Origin of the sequence: Bradyrhizobium sp. STM 3557 (assembly GCF_045571465.1) — a bacterium.
In the GTDB taxonomy this organism is placed as follows: domain Bacteria; phylum Pseudomonadota; class Alphaproteobacteria; order Rhizobiales; family Xanthobacteraceae; genus Bradyrhizobium.
This window is the reverse complement of the sequence record NZ_CP120697.1, coordinates 3,163,798-3,183,597: the sequence shown is the minus strand read 5'-3', so window position 1 is coordinate 3,183,597 and position 19,800 is coordinate 3,163,798. Positions and strand designations below refer to the sequence as shown.

Below are 19,800 nucleotides of genomic sequence, written 5' to 3'. Positions count from 1 at the left end.
CGGTAAGGCTCAAGCACAGGCAGTCATGCCAAGAGGCATCTGATCAGATTTGTCATCGGCCGATCCATACGTGGATCGGCCGATATCTTTTGAGTGGCCCGCTACTCCTGGATCACACGCGGCTTGCCCATCAGCGCGGGCTGGAACAACAGCACGGCCGCCAGCGTGGTGACGAGCGAGAGCGCCAGCAGCTTGCCCATGCTCGACGTGCCCGGGTGGCTCGACAACCATAGGCTGCCGAAGGCGGTCGCCGTCGTCAGCGCGCTGAAGAAGATCGCGCGCGTCAGGCTGGTCTGCAGCAGGTTGGTCCGGCCCGAGCGCCAGGCCGTGACGTAATAGATCTTGAACGCCACGCCGATGCCGAGCAGCAATGGCAGCGCGACGATGTTGGCGAAGTTCAGCGGCAGCTTGATCAGCACGCAGATCTCCAGCGTCACCGCGCCCGCAACCAGGAGCGGCACGATTGTCATCAGCACGTCCGTGATCCGCCGCAGCGTGACCCACAGCAAGAGGCTGATGACGAGCAGCGCGTAGATGCCGGCATGGATGAAGGCCCTCACGATGGTATCGCCGGATTTGAGAATCGACACCGGCCCGCCGATCGCAGTCGGCTCGGCCGCGAGCACCGCGTTCGCAAACCTGCGCAGGTTGTCGTTGTCGTTGGGATCGCCCTTCGGCTCGGCCTCGACCCGGATCAGCCCGTCCTTGCTGCGCCATTGCGAGACGAGATCCGGCGGCAGCGTTTTCAGGCTGACCGGCTGCGCCTGCAGCGCCAGCTTGAGCTGCTCGAAGACGATCTTGAGCGGCGTCACGAACACCGCCTGCGCCTTGTTGCGCATCTCCTCGTTGGAGGTTGCGAGCTTGGCAAGCGCGTCGGCAAGCCGCCGCGAGGCGACGGCTCCCGGTCCCTTGCCGTCGCCTGCGGTCCTGCGCAGATTGTCGACCGTCGAGTTGAGGGCCTCGACATTCTCCTGATCGCTCGGCGGCGGGTCGATCTGGTCCGGATTGAGCGCGGGGCCCAGCACCTTCGCGCCCTGCGCGATCAGCTTCAGCTTGGCGGGCTGGTCCTCCGGCACGAAGCTATTGAGCGACCTCACCCGCGCCACCTCCGGCAGCTTCTCGAGCCTGGCCTCGATCGCTTGGGCATCGCTCTCCGACTTCGTCAGCACGTCGATCGCATTCGCCCCGGTGTTCGGATCCTTGCGCAGGTCGAGATAGGTCGCGATCGACTCCGCGTTCGGATTGCGCAGGTTCATCGGGTTGAAGTCGAACTTCATGAAATAGAGCAGCGGCAGGCCGGCGATGACCACCGCAAGCGTGCCGACGATGATCGGGACACGGTGCTTCTCCAGGAAGTTATCGAGCGGCGCCAGGAAGGCGTATCCGACCGGCTCCTTCTCGCCCGGTGGATTGAAGATCTTGAGCAGCGCCGGCAGCACGGTGATGCTGGAGAAAAAGGCGATCAGCATGCCTGCGCCGGCGATCTTGCCGAGCTCGGAAATGCCCTTGTAGTCGGTCGGCAGGAAGCAGAGGAAGCCGGCGGCAGTTGCCATTGCTGCCAGCGACAGCGGCACCGCCGAACGGCGCGCGGCTTCCGCGAGTGCCGCCGGGAGATCGTCATTCTTGAAACGCTCGGATCGGTAGCGGACGCTGAACTGGATGCCGAAATCGACGCCAAGTCCGATGAACAGCACGGCAAATGCGACCGATAGCAGGTTGAGCGAGCCGACCATCATCAACCCCACCGCGGTCGTGATCGACAGGCCGATGAACAGGTTGATGAAGACGGCGGAGATGATCTTGGCCGAATGCAGCGCGAGCCACAGGATCACCAGCACCACAACGACAGTGCCGATGCCGTTGGTGATGGCGCCCTCCTGCACCGTGGCATATTCCTCATTGGCGATCGGCACCGGACCGGTCAGGCGCACCCGCGCCTGGAATTTGGTCGGGAAATCAAGCTCCGCCGCGGCCCGGCGGATCGCATCAGTGGCCTCCTTGCCGGGCTCCAGCGCCTGATAGTCCAGCACCGGCTTGAACTCGATGAAGGCGCGCTTGTCGCTGTCCGACAGCGGCTGGTCGCTGATGAGCTGGCGCCAGGAGAAGACAGGATTACCTTTATTGAGGACGCTTTCGACCGTTTCAGAAACGTAGTCGAACGGCCGCGCGGTGCTGTCGAGCTGGATCTGGCCGCGCTTGACGCCGACGAGCCCGGTCTCCAGCGCACCGGTGAGGCCGCGGATGGACGGGTCGCCCGCCATGATCTCGATCAGCGGAGCCGCCTGCTCGAACTGGCCGGTGAGCTGCTTGACCTCCTCCGTCGGCAGGAACAAGAGGCCGTTCTTCTCGAAGAACTCGCCGGAGCCGAGAGCATGCACGGCGGAGAAATGCGTTTTGTCGTCTTTCACCTTCTGGAACAGCGCATCGGCCGCGATGCTGACAAGCTCGGGCGTCGGCGCCTCGACCACCGCGAGGATGGTGCGGTCGCGGTCGAACGCCTGCTCGAACTGCTGGTCGCGCTGCCGCCAGTCGAGATTCTCCGAGATCAGCGTGTTGATATCGGTGTTGATGACGAAGTGACGTGCCGTGTAGTAGGCGCCCGCCACCGACAGCAGGAGCCCAATAATCAATGTCGGCCACGCAAAGCGGGTGCAGGCCCTGACGATCGAGACGACAATACTTGTCAGCACTTCTTGACTTTCTAATGTTGGTGAGCTGGCCGGAAACGTCCGCTCCCTCGCGGAGTTCCCCCCGCCCGGACTAACCTTGAAGATGATGTTCTTGTTGGACGACTGCCCGGATGGCTGGACGGCCGGAACCGTTTGGGCGGCTGATATAGCGGCGATTGCCGGCGGTAAAGTGACGAACGAGTGAGACTTTAAGTTACTAATTTTATTATTCTTTTTTGTGATTACTATAACACCTTCATCCCTTCAGACCTGTCATGCGCTGGATCGGCGCGCTGTCTTTTCTCCCTGATGAAATTTTGACACAAAGCCCTGCACCTCCATGTGCATAAGGGGGCGGAACCGGATGCCTTGCATGGTGCAGATATTGCAAGTCCGGAAGATCACGTGTCCGGGCGCGCGGACGCAATGGATGAGAGTGAGGTAACGTGGCTGACGGACGTCCGATGCAGGTCTATCTCGCGCAACCGCGCGGCTTCTGTGCCGGCGTGGTGCGCGCGATCGAGATCGTGGAGCGCGCCTTGGAGAAATACGGCCCGCCCGTCTATGTGCGCCATGAGATCGTGCACAACAAATACGTGGTGGAGAGCCTGAAGGCGAAAGGCGCGATCTTCGTCGAGGACCTCTCGGAGGTGCCGCCGCTGGCCGTCACCGTGTTCAGCGCCCATGGCGTGCCCCGCACGGTCGAGGAGGAAGCAGCCGTCCGCGGCCTGCCGGTGCTTAACGCCACCTGCCCCCTGGTGACCAAGGTCCACAACCAGGGCAAGCGCTACATGGCCAAGGGCCGTACTTTGATACTGATCGGCCATGCCGGCCACCCTGAGGTCGAGGGGACCATGGGCCAGGTTCCCGGCCCCGTTTACCTCGTTCAAAATGTCGCCGATGTGGCCGCGCTGCCTCACCCGGCGGACGCCCCGATGGCCTATATTACCCAGACCACGCTGAGCGTGGACGATACCAAGGACATCATCGCCGCCCTCCAAAGGCGGTTTACAGACATTCAAGGTCCGGACATCCGGGATATCTGCTATGCGACACAGAACCGCCAATCTGCGGTAAGGGACCTAAGTAAGCTGGTGGACGTCATCCTGGTGGTCGGCGCCGCCAACAGCTCCAACTCGAACAGATTGCGCGAGATCGGCACCGAGGCCGGGGTCGCAAGCTATCTGATCGCTGATGGCAGCGAGCTCAATCCAGAATGGCTGAAGGAGGCCAAGGCCGTTGGCATCACCGCCGGCGCCTCAGCTCCCGAAGTCCTGGTCGACGACGTTATCGAAGCCCTGCGGCGCATCGGACCGATGACGGTCTCGGTGATTCCGGGGCGGGAAGAAAACATCGAATTTCGCCTGCCGGCCGAGCTGGTCGCAGGCTGATCCTCTGTTTGGTCCAGAAAGAAGACATGTAATGGCAATCCCCTTCTTCAAGGAAATGCGTATCGGGGCCTATCTGATGAAGCAGAAGCTTCTCGGCCGGAAACGCTATCCGCTGGTGCTGATGCTGGAGCCGCTGTTCCGCTGCAACCTCGCCTGCGCCGGCTGCGGCAAGATCGATTATCCCGACGCCATCCTGAACCGCCGCATGTCGGCCCAGGAATGCTGGGACGCCGCCGACGAATGCGGCGCGCCGATGGTCGCGATCCCGGGCGGCGAGCCCCTGATCCACAAGGAGATCGGCGAGATCGTACGCGGCCTGGTCGCCCGCAAGAAGTTCGTCTCGCTCTGCACCAACGCATTGCTGCTCGAGAAGAAGCTCGACCTGTTCGAGCCCTCGCCCTACCTGTTCTTCTCGGTGCATCTGGACGGCCTGCGCGAGCATCACGATCACGCCGTGTCGCAGAAGGGCGTGTTCGACCGCGCCGTGTCGGCGATCAAAGCGGCAAAGGCGCGCGGTTTCACCGTCAACGTCAACGCGACCATCTTCGACAACCATCCGGCCGAGGAGATTGCGAAGTTCCTCGACTTCACCACCGAGCTCGGCGTCGGCGTCACCATGTCGCCGGGCTACGCCTATGAGCGCGCGCCGGACCAGGAGCACTTCCTCAACCGGACCAAGACCAAGCAGCTGTTCCGTGACGTGTTCGCGCGCGGCAAGGGCAAGAAGTGGAACTTCATGCATTCCAGCCTGTTCCTCGACTTCCTAGCCGGCAATCAGGAGTTCGAGTGCACGCCCTGGGGCATGCCTGCCCGCAACATCTTCGGCTGGCAGAAGCCCTGCTACCTGCTCGGCGAAGGCTACGCTAAGACCTTCAAGGAGCTGATGGAGACCACCGATTGGAACTCCTACGGCACCGGCAAGTATGAGAAGTGCGCCAACTGCATGGCGCATTGCGGCTACGAGGCCACGGCCGCTGAGGCTGCCTTTACCAATCCGCTGAAGGCGATGTGGGTCGGTATGCGCGGCGTCAAGACGTCGGGCCCGATGGCGCCGGAAATCGATCTCTCCAAGCAGCGCCCGGCCCAATATGTGTTCTCGTCAGAGGTGCAGAAGCGCCTCTCCGAGATCCGCAAGGACGAAGCTGCCGAGAAGGCCGCGCAACAGAAGGCCTCCACCGCCGCATAAGCGGTGCAGCAGCACCAGCTAAAAAGGGCCGCCGGCTTGACCGGCGGCCCTTTTGCTTTGAAGCAGAGGCGGAACTCGTGCGGCACGCAGCCGGACTGACAGGCGCCGAAGCTTACGCCTCAGCCACGACCAGATCGTCGCTCTCCAGCAGGGCCTCGGCACCGAGCAGGCTGCTCAGCAGGTAGTCGCGGCAGCCGCGCAGCGAGCGCAAGGCACGGTTGAACTCGATCCCGGTCGAGACGAGGCCGCGCAAGACTCGCGGATTACGAGCCACGCCGCGCAGGATCATCGGCAGATCGATGTCGCCGTTGGGCTTGATCGCATCCTTGGCGAGCGATGGCAGCGTGCGGTGCGCCGGATCGGAGATGACGCGCAGCGCCGCGAAGGGCAGCCCGTATTCGGCGGCGTAGGCGGCGGCGATATGGCTTTCCATGTCGACTGCGGCCGCGCCCGTCCGCATGTGCAGCGCGGCCTTGCGGGCCTGCGCGACTACCACCTCCTCGGCGCCGGCGAGCACGCCGCGGACCACCCGGCGTCCGCCAATGGCCGCCCGGGCGATGTGGTCCTCGCTCAGTGACAGGCCAGCCAGCCAGCGGGCGTCGCCGGCGGTAACTTCGGTCGCCACCACGATGTCGCCCGCTTTCAGGCTGGGATCGAGACCGCCGGCCACGCCGAAGCTGATCACGCCGCGAATCGAGCTCGGATCGAAAACAGTCAGCAGAGCCCGCAATTGCTGCGGATCGCTCGAGCTGCAGATGACCATCATACCGGGCCCGGCCGCAATGCGGGCCTCTTGCACCAAACCAGTCACGACCAAAACCGGCCGCGGATCAATGGGGCGATCCGCGGACGTCTCGTCCCACATGCCCACCTTCACAATCAGACCCCTAACACCCTGCTGTCAGTAGTTCCCAAGTTCTCAACCCGCGCCGACGCTCAGATGGACAGAACTTAACGGTAGCCACAATAACGCACACAAAATACCCGGAGAAACCCCGTTGCGGCCTTAGCACACTGGTGTCACTGCGTTTTTTGCCTGGTGTTGCCATTCGGTACTACACGCGACTGGAAACAAACGAGCCATCCACCCCTTTCACGCGCAGCCTGGCAAAGCAAGGCGCGTGCCGAGTCCCGATCAACGGAACAGGCGAATCACACCGTCGTCCGACGCGCACGATTCGGCAAGACACGGCGGCCGATATTCGGCGTTGCGGCTTTCAGATGGACGATCTTACCGGGCGGCCAGGAGGAGATCCGCGGCGCGGTCGCCGGAGCGCACCGATCCCTCGATCGTTGCCGGCAGGCCGGTGTCGGTCCAATCGCCGGCGAGAGCCAGGTTGCGGAAGGCGGTCTTCGGCCCCGGACGCAGCGCATGCTGCTCCGGCGTCGCCTCGAAGGTGGCCCGGCGCTCGCGGACGATCTGCCAGGGCGGCAACTCTGCCTCCTGCTCGGCGGGAAGCCCGGCGGCCTTGCAGACGTCGCGCCAGATCGCGGTCGCGAGTTCCTCGCGCGGCATGTCGACCAGGCGATCGCCATTGCTGATCGTCACCGACAGCCGCTGCGGGAAGGCGAACAGCCATTCGACGAGCCCGCCGACCACCCCCATCAGCGGCGGCAGGTCACGCGATGGATCGATGCGGAAATGCGCATTGACGATGGCGCGGAACTTGGTCGGAACCTTGAGCCCAGGCAGCAGCGCGGCCGCCGAGCGCGGCGGCACCGCCAACACCACCACATCGTCGGGCCCGAGCGTCACGACGTCGTCGCCGCCGAATTTCAGCGCCGTGGCGCGGCCGCCGTCGCTCGCGATCTCGCGCAGCTCGCGGCCGATCTGGACGCTGCCGCCCTTCCCCTCCAGGAGCCTGATTGCGGGATCGATCAGCACGGCGCTCAGGCCGTCGCGTGCAATCAGCGGCCGGCAGGCCTGGCCGCCGGCGAGCAAGGTCTCGCGTACGATGGCGCCGGCGAGACCGGCCGAGCCCTCCGGCGGATCGCAGTTCAGCGCCGCCAGCAGCAGCGGCTGCACAAGGCGATCATATAGCGTGCCCTTGCAGCGAATGCTGTCCCCGACTGTCTTCGCCGTGCTCGCCCAGATCAGCGGCGACAGCGCGAGATAATCCGTCAGCCGCGTGTCCGGCACCCGGCGGCTTTCATCGAGCACCCATAGCGGAAGGCGGCTGTCGCCGAGGTCGAGCAGCCACCGCCGGCCGGTCGAGATGTCGACGAACGCGAATTGCGCCCGCTCCGGGCCCACGAGTCCTGCCTCCGAGCCGATCGAGCGCGCGTAAGACAGCGCGTGATGATTGGCCGAGAGCAACAGATGGTTGCCGTTGTCGATGGTGAGATTGGTCGCGGCGTCGAAATAGGAGCGGCAGCGGCCGCCAACCTGCTGGGTCGCCTCGTGCACATGCACGAGATAACCGGCATTGGCCAGCCGCACGCCTGCGGAAAGACCGGAGATGCCGGCACCAATAATGTGCGCAGTTTTTGCCATCAGATGAAAGCGTAACGGAGAATGATGCCGAGCTTGGTGTACTTGCCCACGCGCACGGGCTCGCGCGGCGGGGCGAAGCCGCGCGCCAGCAGCAGCTCGAGAACGGCGCGATAGTATTTCGACATGATCCGCGGCGCGCGCACGGCGCGTCGCCGGTTGCGCTTCATGATCTCGTCGGACTTCTCGAAATGCGCCTTGGCGCGCGTTGCGAGCGCCGCGCAGACCTTCGGCAGATTGCGATCGTTGATCACCTTGGCCGGATCGTCGCCGGTGATGCCGGCCAGCAGCAGCGACTCGCGCGGCAGATAGAGACGGCCGAGACCGGCGTCCTCGTCGACGTCGCGCAGGATGTTGGTCAGCTGCAGCGCACGGCCGAGATGATAGGCGAGCAGGACGCCATCTTCCTCCGGCATGCCGAACACCCGCACCGATAGGCGGCCGACGGCGCTGGCGACACGGTCGCAATAGAGATCGAGCGTGGCGAGATCGGGCGCGCGGATGTTCTGTGGTACGTCCATCTCCATGCCGTCGATGACGGCCTGGAAATCCTCGCGCTTCAATCCAAACCGCTTCACCGTTGCCGCATAGTCGCGCAGCCGCGGCGGTGGATGGCCTTCATAGAGCGCGTTGATGTCGTCGCGCCACTGCTGCAGCGCTGCCAAGCGCTCCTCGCGCGGCCCGTCGGAATCGGCGATATCGTCGACTTGCCGGCAGAAGCTGTAGATCAAGAACATCGCGTCGCGCTGGGCGCGCGGCAGGATGCGCATGGCGGCATAGAACGAGCTGCCTGACGCAGCCGTGCCGTAATCGGTGGTTTCCGCGGTCGCCTCCAGCGTCATGCGCCTGCCGCCGATCTGGACGCGGGATGACGGCCGACCGCGCGGCGGCCGGTCTCACCGGCCAGCGCGCCCAGACTGTGGCCGAGCAGTTCGAGCGGACTGAGATGCACGCGTTCGCTCAAGGGATCACGCTCCTGCAACAAGCGGACGATGCGGTCCGCGAAAGCCTGGATCACGGCGATCTCGAGCCCGAGGCGGAAATCCTTCACCCCGCTGTTCAGACTGCGCCCCTCCTCCAGCAATGCGGCGTTGCGCGCCGCGAGCTTGTGCAGGCAGGCGAGCAGCGGTGCCGGCGACTTCGCCTCGCCCAGCATCTCGACGCTGGCGCCGCTTTCGGCCAGCGCATCGCGCGGCAGGTACACGCGGTTCAGCGCACGATAGTCCTTGCCGCAATCCTGCAGGTGATTGTTGATCTGCAGGCCCGCGCAGATCGCATCCGACGCCGGCCAGGTCGATGTGCTCTCGCCGTGCACGTCGAGCATGAAGCGGCCGACCGGCATGGCCGAATAGCGGCAGTAATGAATGAGCTCGTCCCAATTCTCATAGCGCAGCTTCTCGACGTCCATACGGAAGGCGGTCAGGAGGTCGAGCGCGTGGCGCGGCGGCATCGCGCGTTCGGCGAAGGCGCGGCGCAGCGCGACGGCGACATCCTGCGTTTCGCCCTTGCCGAGCAGTTCGGCCTCGAGCAGGTCGAGCAGGCGCAGCTTCTCGGCGGGATCGAGCTCGGGATGATCGGCGATATCATCCGCAGTGCGCACGAAATTGTAGAAGGCGAGGATCAGCGCGCGGTGCCGCGGCGAAATGAGGAACGACGCCACCGGAAAGTTCTCGTCCCGGTGTGTCTTGCCGGATCGCAAATCGCTCGCGGTGGTCATGGAAGAAACAGCTATCAGGTTGAGGGCGCTACGGCTCACAAATGCCCGCCCCTTTGCTCCGCGCAAAGGGAATGTCCGATTCCATATAGGCGAAGACGCGGCCAAAACCAATGCTATGTGGGGTAACAACGAACCGCTGGCGTCCCGGTGGACGTCAGCGGCCATTAACCACCGCGAGTGGTGGGATGTTTCTTACTGGTTGTGGTTCTTGAGAACCTGATCGCAGCCCTTGCTGATCTTGGCGCGGTTCTCCTTCAGGCAGGCCAGAACGGTGAAGTCGCCCTGATCCATCACCGCGCGGCAATGCTTCTCCACGTCACGCGTGCAGGCAGCCTGTTCTTCGGCGGTGCCGCTGCGCCCGGCGACGGGAGCCTGCTGGGCGAACGCAGCGGTAGAAAGCGACATGAGGGCAATTGCCAGGAAAATCTTACGCATCGTGTTCCTTCATTTTGACAGCGGAGGAGACCTCCCGGATCACCAGCACCCGTCCGGGAAAGACCAGTTGGTTTGCAAGAGCCGCAAGCCCCCCAGCGCCACTAACGCTGCCAAATGCGGCCAGATTTGCGCCCAATGAATCCCCGCGCAGAGCCCGCTCGGGGAGCCGTTCATTTGGCATAAACAAGGCTTTGATACTAGGACCTTATTTTATGACGCGCGCTTTTCGCATTTGGCTGTTGCAAGGCTGCCGCGCCAAAACGTTAGATGCGGCGGTTCCGGGCCAGCCGGCTGGTTGCGCCTCAGGCGCGCAGCGGCACCGTCCGGCAGCAGTAAGGTGATCCGACGGCTCGTCCTTGATGACGCCCGATTGTCGCGACATGCGATCAGCCTGTCATTTGAACCTCACATACTGCAAGGACACTAAACCTTCGATGCGGCGCGACGTGTCTTGCAGAAAAGCGTCATTTTGGATGGGAAACTCGATATGAAACTGCTCGGCTCAAGCCTCCCTGGACACGCCATCAAGGCCGCCTCCTTCGGTGCAGCGCTGCTGCTGTCGCTCTCCGCAAGCTATGCCCAGTCCGGCGGACCCTTCGCCGGCTTCGACGGCTCGTGGTCCGGCACCGGCACGGTCGCGCTCTCCGACGGCACCACCGAACGGATCCGCTGCAAGGCGAGCTACAAGGTCGCGGGCGTGAACCTGAAGCAGAGCCTGCAATGCGCCAGCGACAGCTACAAATTCCTCCTGTCGAGCGACGTGACCAGCCAGGGCGACCGGATCTCCGGCAATTGGAGCGAAGCGAGCCGCAATGTGAACGGCGAGCTGCAGGGCACCGCCGGCGGGGGCCAGATCGACGTGTTCGTGCAGGCCGCCGGCTTTGCGGCCAGCATCAACCTGCGCACCAACGGCAACAAGCAGGTCGTGCAGATCTCCTCGAAGGGCGAGATCCGCGGCGTCAACATCACGATGACGAAGACCTGACGTTTTCGTGCTTTTGGTTTGATTGAATGTACAACGGCTCTGACATCGTCAGGGCCGTTTGTTTTTGTCCGGTTGTTTGGTCGAGCGCTGGTGCGACAACATCGGTGCACCTCTCCCGCTTGCGGGGGAGGTCGCCAAACGCGAAGCGTTTGGCGGGTGGGGGCTTCTCGGACGCCGGATTACGCCGCGCCCCCTCCCCAGCCCTCCCCCGCAAGCGGGAGAGGGAGCGCACCGTCGATGACGCACTATTTGGGCATGGTCGTACAGGCTTTTAAATCGCCTTCCGCCCCAGCTTCTGCGCGATGTTGATCAGGAACATCGCGGTCGGCCTCAGGATGAAGAGATCCGCGACCAGCGCCGCCACCATCGAGAACGCGCTGAGCCAACCGAACAGCCGCAGCGACGGCAGGTCGGAGAACACGGTCACGACCAGGCCGCAGGCCAGCACCACCGTGGTCAGGATCAGCGCCGGTCCGACCAGCACGGTGGCGCGCTCGACCGCGACGGCGGCGCTGACATTTGGCGCACTCTCCAGCCGCAGCCGGTTCAGGAAGTGGATGGTGGCGGACAGCCCGAGCCCGAACGAGACGGTGAGCGCAACGACGCTGGCAAATTGCAGCCCCTCCCCCATCGCCCACAGCAAGGTGCCGGACATCACAACCGGGAAGATGCCCGGCAGGATGCAGGCGAGCATCACCACCCAGGAGCGGAAGGCGAGCCCGATGAACATCGCCACCAGCGCGAATTCGACCGTGAGGCCTCGGTTGAGCTTCTCGATCATGCTGGCGGAGTTGCGCGCGGCGATCGCGGCAAGGCCGGTCACCGCGATCTCGTAGCCCGGATGCGCCTTCCTCACCGTGTCGAGCTCGTGGTCGAGCTTGTCGACCACCGGCAGTAGCTGGCTGGAATCGAGGTCGGGCACGCGGCCGGCGACCACCACCGCGTCCTGCTCCTTGTCGATGAAGCGCCGCACCAGATGCTCGGGGATCAGGTCGACATATTCCTTCAGGGTCGCGACATCGGAAGAACCGGCCTTCTCGGCGAGCCAGCGCCGCAGCGTTTCCAACGACCAGACATTGCCGACACCCGCGCTCTTCTCGACCATCGCGTGCACCTGGGCGATGGTTTGCAGCGTCTGCGGATCATAGAGCGAGGCGCCCTTGGGGAATTGGATCAGCACATTGACCGGGTTGGCGCCGGTCAGCTTGGCGTCGAGCCGGTCGCTGGCCGCCACCGCCTGCTGCTTGTCCGGCACCTGGTCGGCCAGCCGATAGCGCGGCTCGAGATTGGCATAGATCACGCCGAGCGAGCCGACGAACAGCACCGCGATCAGGCTGAACAGGCCCGGACGGCCCACCATACGCACCGCGATCCAGTAGCAGAAATTGCGCAGCGCCTGCACGCCGGCATCCGCGCTCTGGAACTTGACCGCGAACACCTTCTCGTTGCGCACCAAGAGCACGCCGAACACCGGGACCAGCGACAGCACCGCGACAAGCGCGATAATGGTCGCGGCCAGTCCCGCCTCGCCGAATTTGCGGATCAGGTCGGAGTTGGAGAACTGCAGCGCGATGAAGGAAATGCCGGCGGTGCCGTGGGTCAGCACGCAGGCCGGCCCGACCACCAGCACCGCATTCTTGAAGGCGGTGTATTTGTCCTGTCCCGCGATCAGGCGGTCTCGCGCCGCGAAGGTGAGCTGCATCGAGTCCGAGAAGCTGATGACCATGATGAGCGGCGTCATCACGTTCAGGAACATGTTGAGGTTGAAGTTCGCCCAGCCGAGCGCACCCAGCGCCAGCAAGATCGCGATGAGCGGCGGGAAGGCCGCTACGATCATGAAGGAGACCTTGCGGAAGAAGATGATGGCGATGATGCAGCCGGCGACGATGCCGAGAATGTTGTAGGTCAGACCGTCGCGCTCGACCGCGTTGCGGATCTCGAGCTGCATCACCGGCACGCCGGAGAGCTGCACGTTCAGTCCGGTGTCGCCGAGATCCTCCGCCATGAGCTTTCTGATCTCGCCGACCGTCTTGCTGAGATCGTTGCTGGCGACGACCTTCGGCTCCAGCGACAGGACGATCAGCGCGAGCGTGCCGTCCTCCGACAGCAGCTTGCCGCGAATGATCTCGTTGGATTTGACGGTCTGGATGAACCGATCGTACGCCTCACCTTGAGGCAGCTCGGAGGGGAACAGCGCCGCCGGCAGCTTGCCCGGCGCCGGAGCCTGCCGGGCCGAGAACAGCGAGACCAGGCCGCGCGTGCCATCGACCAGTTGCAGATCGGTGACGAAGTCGCGCAGCTTCTCCAGATTGTCGCGGGCCAGCAGGTTCTTGCCCTCGACCACAACGAGCACGTCGAACTCCTCGGCCGGGAATTTCTTCGTGACCTCTTCGTATTGATGGAATTCCTTGGTGTCGGAGCGGAACAGCTGGGACAGCGAGTCGTCGATCTGGATGCGTTGGATGCCGAACACGGCGGCAACGATCAGCGCCAGCAGGATGATGCAGGAGATGATCGGCGTCTTGACGGCGATCAGGCCGAGCCGCTCCAGTCCGAAAGCAATGCTGCCGGTCGGCCGTTCCTCGACCTTCTCGACATGGACTTCATTGTCGTGCCTGACTTCGAGCATGCCCTGTCCAGTTCCTTGTAAGGATCGGCTCAATCTAGGGAGCGAGCGTCTAGGGCACAAATGGGGCCGCTCAGCGAACGAGGACCGACCGCATCGAGGCCCGCAGCCAAGTGCTAACCTTTGAAAACATACGGAAAATTGCCGGGATCGTTTAGCAATCCGCCTTGCGGCTCGCAAGCGCACGACTTCACACAAACAGGCGATGTCGCACTATTTCCGGTCACGTCACGCTTTTGCCACGCTCTCCCGGTGCGAAATGGCGGCGTCGCTCCATCGCTCTCGTCCTTCAGGGCGACGCCAGTAATTCTGCGGGCCAGCCCTTCCCTGGCGAGCCAGGCGATCTTGGCGGCTGCCTCGTCATGGCTGAGCCCGGCGCGATGGATGTTGGAGACGCAATTGCGCTCGGCATCGGTGCGGCCGATTCGGGGGGCGAAGGTCAGATAGGCCCCAAGGCTGTCAGGCGCCGACAGGCCGGGGCGCTCGCCGATCAGCACGACGACCATGCGGGCGCCGAGACTGGCGCCGATCTCGTCACCGAGCGCGACCCGCGCGCCCGACGCGACCACCACCGGACCGACTTTGATACCGGCGACATCGAATCGCGGCGCGAGATGCGCCAGCACTGCAACCGCGTGGGCGTGCACCGCCTTCGACGACAGCCCGTCACCGATCACGACCACGACATCCCGGCCTGCTCCCGCCATCTCTGCCAGACGCGCCGCGCATGCGGGATCAAGCCTGCGTCCGAGATCGGGGCGGCTCAGATAGTCCCTGCGACTCCTCGCCTGGCTTTGGGCATGCAGCACGCCAAGGCCCAGCCGTGCGACCTCGGCCGCGATCGCTTGCGCGTCGAACGGCGCATGCACTGCGTCGCGGGCGCGGGCATGGTCGAGCGTGAAATCGAGCAACGACCGCGTCGGCAAGCTGGCGCCGGCGCGCCCCAAGGCCACGCGGGCCGGCGTCAGGGCGCGCAGATCGGCTGGCGAGACCGGGCGACCCGCATCCACCGCGCTGGACGCCGGATCGATGGACCGCGTTGTCTGGACCGGCTGCGTCACGGGCACATCATTCGGCAGGGACGGAGGCCTCCCGCAGCCGGATCGAGTAGTTCGAGGCGTTCTGGCGGCCGCTGGTGCAGGCGCGCGCGAATGTGATCAGATGATGCGCGATCGTCGCCACCGCGATGAAATTCTCGATCTCGCCGCGCCTGAGCTGACCGAGAGCAAAGCGCCAGAATGGCCGCCTGTAGTCGCCGAGCACGCCGATCTTCCAGATGATCTTCGCGATCATCACCAGCCCGCGCTTGATGTTGGGCCAGGTCTTCATCTCGTCGCTGATCGGCACCTTGAGGCGGTTCACATAGGTATTGTCGCATTGGTACTGAAAGCGCGCGTACACCTTGTCCGGCTGGTAGGCCTGCTCCATGCAGTGCCGCCAGGACTGCATCACCTCGTCATAGGGCATCAGGAATTTGACGTTCGAATCGCGGGATTCGTCGAGCACCAGCCGCCCTTCCCGCTCGAGCCGGTCCCATAGTGGCGTCTTCGGCAGAGCCTGCAGCAAATTGATCGTGAGCAGCGGGATCTGGGACTCATCGATGAACTGCAGCAGCGCGTCCGCCGTGTTCGGCTTGTCGGTGTCGAGCCCCATGATGATGCCGGACACCACCTCCATGCCGTAGCTGTTGATGGTCCGCACCCCCTCGAGGATCGGGACCATCATGTTGTGGTCCTTGTGCATGGCCGTGAGCGCGTCGGGATCGGGCGTCTCGATGCCGCAGAAGATGGTGATGAAGTAAGCCTCCTTCATCTTCTCCAGGATTTCCGGCCGCTTTGCGATGTTGAGCGTCGCCTCGCAGGCGAGCCGCATCGTATAGCCGGTGCGCTTCTGCCACGCGATCAGATGCGGCAGCAGCTCCAGCGTCGCCTTGCGGTTGCCGATGAAATTGTCGTCGACGAAATAGACCGATCCGACGACACCACACTCCCGGAGCTTGTCGAGTTCAGCGATGATCTGCTGCGGGTCCTTGATGCGCGGATTGCGGCCATAGAGGCCGGGAATGTCGCAAAATTCGCACTGATACGGACAGCCGCTGGAATACTGGATGCTGCCGAGAAAATATTTTTTGATCTCGGCAAGCTCATAGGCCGGGACCGGAAAGTCGGTCATCGCGACTCGATCTTTGGTCGTGAGCAAGACCTGCTGCGCGGGACGCGAGACGTCGTGCGCCAGGCGCATGATCAGTTCGTCGGTGGCGTCGCCGAGTTCGCCGACATGCAGATAGTCGAAATCAGGATAATAGTCCGGGCAGGCGCTGACGGAGGGACCGCCGATCGCGACCGGCAGGTCGTATTCATGCGCTCGGCGGCAGATGTCGTTCATCTGCTGGCGCTGGATGTGCATGCCGCTGACGAACACGGCCTCCGCCCAGGTGAAATCGTCCTTGGTTGCGGGGCGGATGTTCTCGTCGATGAAGCGCACCTGCCATTGCTTGGGCAGATAGGCCGCGATCAGCAGCAAGCCCTGCGGCGGCATGAACGCCTGCACCCCGTCGGTCAGCGGATAGGCGTATTCGAACGTACCAAACGAAGACGTGTAACGCGGAAACACGCAGAGAATGCGACGTACCGTCTCGATGCCATCAAATCTCATCGATCGTCCCTGGCAACACGATCCTGCACCATCGCAAGCATAATCCGGCGCCCGGCGGCGCGCTAGAACTTATGCAAAGGTCGGCAGTTCCTCTCCTCTGCCGACGTGCCAGCATCGTCGCTCTTTTCGAGAGCGGCAGACTTGGCCGACCGCAAGGCGTGATCGTTCAGGCGATCAGACCTGCGGCGAAATCCGGCAGCGCGCCGGGACCGGCGGCCAGGCGATGCGCCGCATCGACAAGGCCGGTGCGCGCGAGCCAGTCCTCGAACTCCGGCGCCCGCCGCAGGCCGAGCAGGTCGCGGACATAGAGTGCGTCGTGAAACGAGGTCGACTGGTAGTTCAGCATCACGTCGTCGGCGCCCGGTACCCCCATGATGAAGGCAACGCCGGCTGTCGCCAGCAAGGTCAGCAGCACGTCCATGTCGTCCTGGTCGGCCTCGGCGTGATTGGTGTAGCAGATGTCCACGCCGAGCGGCAGGCCCAGCAGCTTGCCGCAGAAATGATCCTCCAGCCCGGCGCGGATTATCTGCTTTCCGTCATAGAGATATTCGGGGCCGATGAAGCCGACGACGCTGTTGACCAGCAGCGGCTGAAACGCGCGCGCCACCGCATAGGCGCGCGCCTCGCAGGTCTGCTGATCGACGCCGTGATGGGCGCCGGCCGAGAGCGCCGAGCCCTGCCCGGTCTCGAAATACATCAGATTGTCACCAACGCTGCCCCGCTTCAGCGCGCGGCCGGCATCGAGCGCCTCCCGCAGGATACCGAGGTTAATTCCGAAGCTCTTGTTCGCGGCCTCAGTGCCGGCGATCGACTGGAAGACCAGATCGACCGGATAGCCCTGGCCGATCAGTTGCAGCGTTGTGGTGACATGGGTGAGCACGCAGGCCTGAGTCGGAATCGCACCGCGGGCGATGATCTCGTCGAGCAGCCGCAACAGGCCGCCGATCACGGCCGGATCATCGCTGGCCGGATTGATGCCGATGCAGGCATCGCCGGAGCCGAGCAACAGGCCGTCGAGGATCGAGGCGGTGATGCCCTTGGCGTCGTCGAACGGATGGTTCGGCTGCAGCCGCACGCTCATCCGGCCCGGCAGGCCGATCGTGTCCCGGAACGCTGTCCTCACCTGGCACTTCTTCGCCGCCAGGATCAAATCCTGGTTGCGCATCAGCTTGGAGACCGCGGCGGCCATTTCCGGCGCGATGCCCGACGACAGCCGCGCCAGCGCGTCTGGTGTCGCAGCATCCGACAGCAGGAAATCGCGGAAGCCGCCGACGGTGAGCGAAGCGACCGGGGAAAACGCGGCCGCATCGTGAGTGTCGACGATCAGCCGGGTCACCTCGTCGTCCTCGTAAGGGATCACCTGCTCCTGGAGGAATTGCACCAGCGGCAGGTCCGCGAGCGCCATCCGCGCCGCAATCATCTGCTCGGCGCTTTCGGCGGCGATGCCTGCGAGCTGGTCGCCCGAGCGCGGCGGCGTCGCCTTGGCGAGCAGGTCGCGCAGATCATCGAAGACGTGGACGGTGGAGTCGATGACGTGACGATAGACCATGGCCGAAAGCACCCGTGCGCGCCGCCATTGGCGCCGATTGAGACATGAACCCTAGCATCTTGGAGCGACCGTCGCGCGACGGCTTGGTGCAGGGCTCCATTCGCGTCCATCGGCTGATCCGTAAGACCAATGGGTCTCAGCGGGCGCCCCGTCAGTCCCGCGCAAGTATCTGACATTTAAATAAAAAGTGCCAAACGGTGGCATGGTAGGGAGCCCCGCCGCTTAACGCTTTCTCCATCAAGCATTCGCATAACGTTAGAAGAGCCGAGTTCGGTTGGCTTCGGATGAAGGAGCCCCTATGGCTGAAAGGCCCGCACCCAGCACGTCGTCGCATGCGATCGCGCCGCGCAATTCGCTCGCGATCAAGCTCTATGCCATTTTCGCGCTGTTTGCCGCGCTGACCGCGGCCATCACATGGCTGTCGGACTATAATTCGCGGCGGGCCGCGGAGCTGACCCACGAGATCGAGACCGCCAACCTCGCCGCGCTCAACGTGCAGCGGGTCAACTCGCTGGTCTACGCCGTAGTGATGGAGTCGCGCGGCGTCTACATGTCGAGCGATCTCGCCGCGGCGAAGAAATTCGGCGATGGATTGCTGAAGTTCAACGATCAGATCCTTGGCATCGTCGACAAATGGCAGGCCATCGTCCAGGCCGACGATGCCGAACAGTTCGCGGTCTTCAAGAAGCGCATCGAGCAATTCGTCGAATTTCGCAAGGAGCTGGTGCGCCGCGCCTACGAAATCAGCCTCGCCGCCGGACGCGAATGGGGAGATAACGACGCCAACCGCTCGGTCCGCTCGGCCTTGAACAAGGATCTCGATGAGCTTTCGAAGGTCTATCTCGAGCGCGGCCGCCGCATCGCAGCGGAGACCGAAACCAATCGCCGCCTGTCGCTGGTGCTGACCGGCCTCGGCGGCTTGGCCCTGCTGTTCGTCGCCATCGGCGTCGTCATCATCTCCCGCCAGGTCGCGCGGCCGCTATCGCTGATCACGACAATCATCCGCAAGGTCGCCGCCGGTGCCGAAGACGTCGCGGTGCCGCATGCCACGCGCAACGACGACATCGGCGAGCTCGCACGTGCGATCTGCGTGTTCCAGGAGGCGATGGCCCATAACCGCGAGCTCTCCTCTCAGGTCGCCGAGGACTCGAAGATCCGTGATGCGCGTGCCCGCCACATCGAGACGGCGGTCGAGCAATTCCGTCAGGCCATCGGCTCCGTCATGCAGACGGTGACCGAGAACGCTTCGGCAATGCGCATCACCGCGGAAACCATCAACCGGCTGACGGCGGATGCAGGCCAGCGCGCGATCGCCGCCAGTGGTGCCACCGCCCAGGCTTCCAGCAACGTTTCTGCAGTCGCCAGTGCCGCAGAGGAGCTGTCGGCCTCAGTCGAGGAGATCGGCCGCCAGATCCGCCAGTCGGCTGGCGCTGTCGAGCAGACCGGCCTGCGCACGGAGCGCTCGATCGCCGAGATCGAGGGGCTCGCCGCCGCCACCCAGCGCATCGATGGCGTGTTGACCTTGATCCAGACCATCGCCGAGCAGACCAACCTCCTGGCACTCAACGCGACCATCGAGGCGGCGCGCGCGGGCGACGCCGGCCGCGGCTTTGCCGTGGTTGCCCATGAGGTGAAGGCGCTGGCCGGTCAGACCGCGAAAGCCACCGAGGAGATCGGACAGAATGTCGGCCTGATCCAGGCCTCGACCAAGACCGCAGTCGACGCCGTGCGCGAAATCGGCAACGCGGTCCGCGGCATCAACGAGATCACCGGCGCGATCGCGAACGCGATCAGCCAGCAGGACGCCGCCACGCGCGAGATCTCGGTCAACGCGCAATCGACCGCGCAAGGCAACCAGACGCTGGTCAGCAATATCAGCTCGCTGCGCGATGCGATCGGCGAGACCTCGACCGCCGCCGCCTCCGTGCTATCGGCCTCCGGCGATCTCAGCACCACCGCCCAGACGCTGGCGCATGAAGTGGAGAAGTTCTTCCAGAATTTGCGCAGCGGTCCACAGGGAGACAGGCTAGCCAAGGCGGGATAGCTTGCGGCGCGCGTTCCTACACGACAACTGTCATCGTCCGCGAAGGCGGACG

The 19,800-nt window shown here is 64.1% G+C and carries 13 protein-coding genes and 1 pseudogene; 4 read left to right on the top strand and 10 right to left on the bottom strand.

Annotation, left to right across the window (positions count from 1 at the left end):
* Window positions 1–101 precede the first annotated feature (101 nt).
* Entirely contained in the window at window positions 102–2,690 is a 2,589-nt protein-coding gene (locus tag P6U24_RS14330) for an MMPL family transporter (protein ID WP_407159738.1), read from the bottom strand.
* Between the two features lie 443 nt (window positions 2,691–3,133).
* Here P6U24_RS14330 and ispH point away from each other — a divergent pair, with 443 nt between their 5' ends.
* Both ispH and hpnH read left to right on the top strand, forming a co-directional pair.
* Entirely contained in the window at window positions 3,134–4,060 is a 927-nt protein-coding gene (gene ispH / locus P6U24_RS14325; protein WP_407159737.1) for a 4-hydroxy-3-methylbut-2-enyl diphosphate reductase, read from the top strand.
* Window positions 4,061–4,091: 31 nt separating this feature from the next.
* Complete coding sequence (gene hpnH, locus P6U24_RS14320; protein WP_407159736.1) at window positions 4,092–5,246, top strand: adenosyl-hopene transferase HpnH; 1,155 nt, start codon at window positions 4,092–4,094, stop codon at window positions 5,244–5,246.
* Between the two features lie 112 nt (window positions 5,247–5,358).
* Here hpnH and P6U24_RS14315 read toward each other — a convergent pair whose 3' ends face one another.
* The 5 genes from P6U24_RS14315 to P6U24_RS14295 form a co-directional block, all read right to left on the bottom strand.
* Complete coding sequence (locus tag P6U24_RS14315) at window positions 5,359–6,111, bottom strand: phosphorylase (protein WP_407159735.1); 753 nt, start codon at window positions 6,109–6,111, stop codon at window positions 5,359–5,361.
* Between the two features lie 366 nt (window positions 6,112–6,477).
* Complete coding sequence (gene hpnE, locus P6U24_RS14310) at window positions 6,478–7,740, bottom strand: hydroxysqualene dehydroxylase HpnE (RefSeq protein WP_407159734.1); 1,263 nt, start codon at window positions 7,738–7,740, stop codon at window positions 6,478–6,480.
* Window positions 7,740–8,579: a presqualene diphosphate synthase HpnD gene (gene hpnD, locus P6U24_RS14305; protein WP_407159733.1), complete on the bottom strand. Its 840-nt coding sequence runs from the start codon at window positions 8,577–8,579 to the stop codon at window positions 7,740–7,742. The genes hpnE and hpnD overlap by 1 nt, the downstream gene beginning before the upstream one ends.
* On the bottom strand, window positions 8,576–9,454 hold the full coding sequence (hpnC, locus tag P6U24_RS14300; protein ID WP_407159732.1) for a squalene synthase HpnC: 879 nt from the start codon (window positions 9,452–9,454) through the stop codon (window positions 8,576–8,578). Before hpnC ends, hpnD begins: the two co-directional genes overlap by 4 nt.
* Before the next feature lie 192 nt (window positions 9,455–9,646).
* Window positions 9,647–9,889, bottom strand: a complete 243-nt coding sequence (locus tag P6U24_RS14295; protein WP_407159731.1) for a hypothetical protein — start codon at window positions 9,887–9,889, stop codon at window positions 9,647–9,649.
* A gap of 487 nt (window positions 9,890–10,376) precedes the next feature.
* Between P6U24_RS14295 and P6U24_RS14290 the strand changes: the two genes are divergently transcribed.
* Window positions 10,377–10,874 carry a hypothetical protein gene (locus P6U24_RS14290; RefSeq protein WP_407159730.1) on the top strand — a complete coding sequence of 166 codons (498 nt, stop codon included), beginning with the start codon at window positions 10,377–10,379 and terminating at the stop codon, window positions 10,872–10,874.
* A gap of 271 nt (window positions 10,875–11,145) precedes the next feature.
* Here the strand turns inward: P6U24_RS14290 and P6U24_RS14285 are convergent, their stop codons facing one another.
* From P6U24_RS14285 to P6U24_RS14270, 4 genes and pseudogenes are all read right to left on the bottom strand, one after another.
* Window positions 11,146–13,503 (bottom strand): efflux RND transporter permease subunit, encoded by a 2,358-nt coding sequence (locus P6U24_RS14285; protein WP_407159729.1) that lies wholly within the window; start codon window positions 13,501–13,503, stop codon window positions 11,146–11,148.
* Between the two features lie 260 nt (window positions 13,504–13,763).
* Window positions 13,764–14,510: pseudogene (gene eutC, locus P6U24_RS14280) on the bottom strand (ethanolamine ammonia-lyase subunit EutC); the annotation flags it as partial.
* A 58-nt stretch (window positions 14,511–14,568) separates the two neighbouring features.
* Window positions 14,569–16,155 carry a B12-binding domain-containing radical SAM protein gene (locus tag P6U24_RS14275; RefSeq protein WP_407159728.1) on the bottom strand — a complete coding sequence of 529 codons (1,587 nt, stop codon included), beginning with the start codon at window positions 16,153–16,155 and terminating at the stop codon, window positions 14,569–14,571.
* A 166-nt stretch (window positions 16,156–16,321) separates the two neighbouring features.
* Window positions 16,322–17,704 carry an ethanolamine ammonia-lyase subunit EutB gene (locus tag P6U24_RS14270; RefSeq protein ID WP_407159727.1) on the bottom strand — a complete coding sequence of 461 codons (1,383 nt, stop codon included), beginning with the start codon at window positions 17,702–17,704 and terminating at the stop codon, window positions 16,322–16,324.
* A gap of 298 nt (window positions 17,705–18,002) precedes the next feature.
* Here P6U24_RS14270 and P6U24_RS14265 point away from each other — a divergent pair, with 298 nt between their 5' ends.
* Complete coding sequence (locus P6U24_RS14265; protein ID WP_407159726.1) at window positions 18,003–19,748, top strand: methyl-accepting chemotaxis protein; 1,746 nt, start codon at window positions 18,003–18,005, stop codon at window positions 19,746–19,748.
* Window positions 19,749–19,800 lie beyond the last annotated feature (52 nt).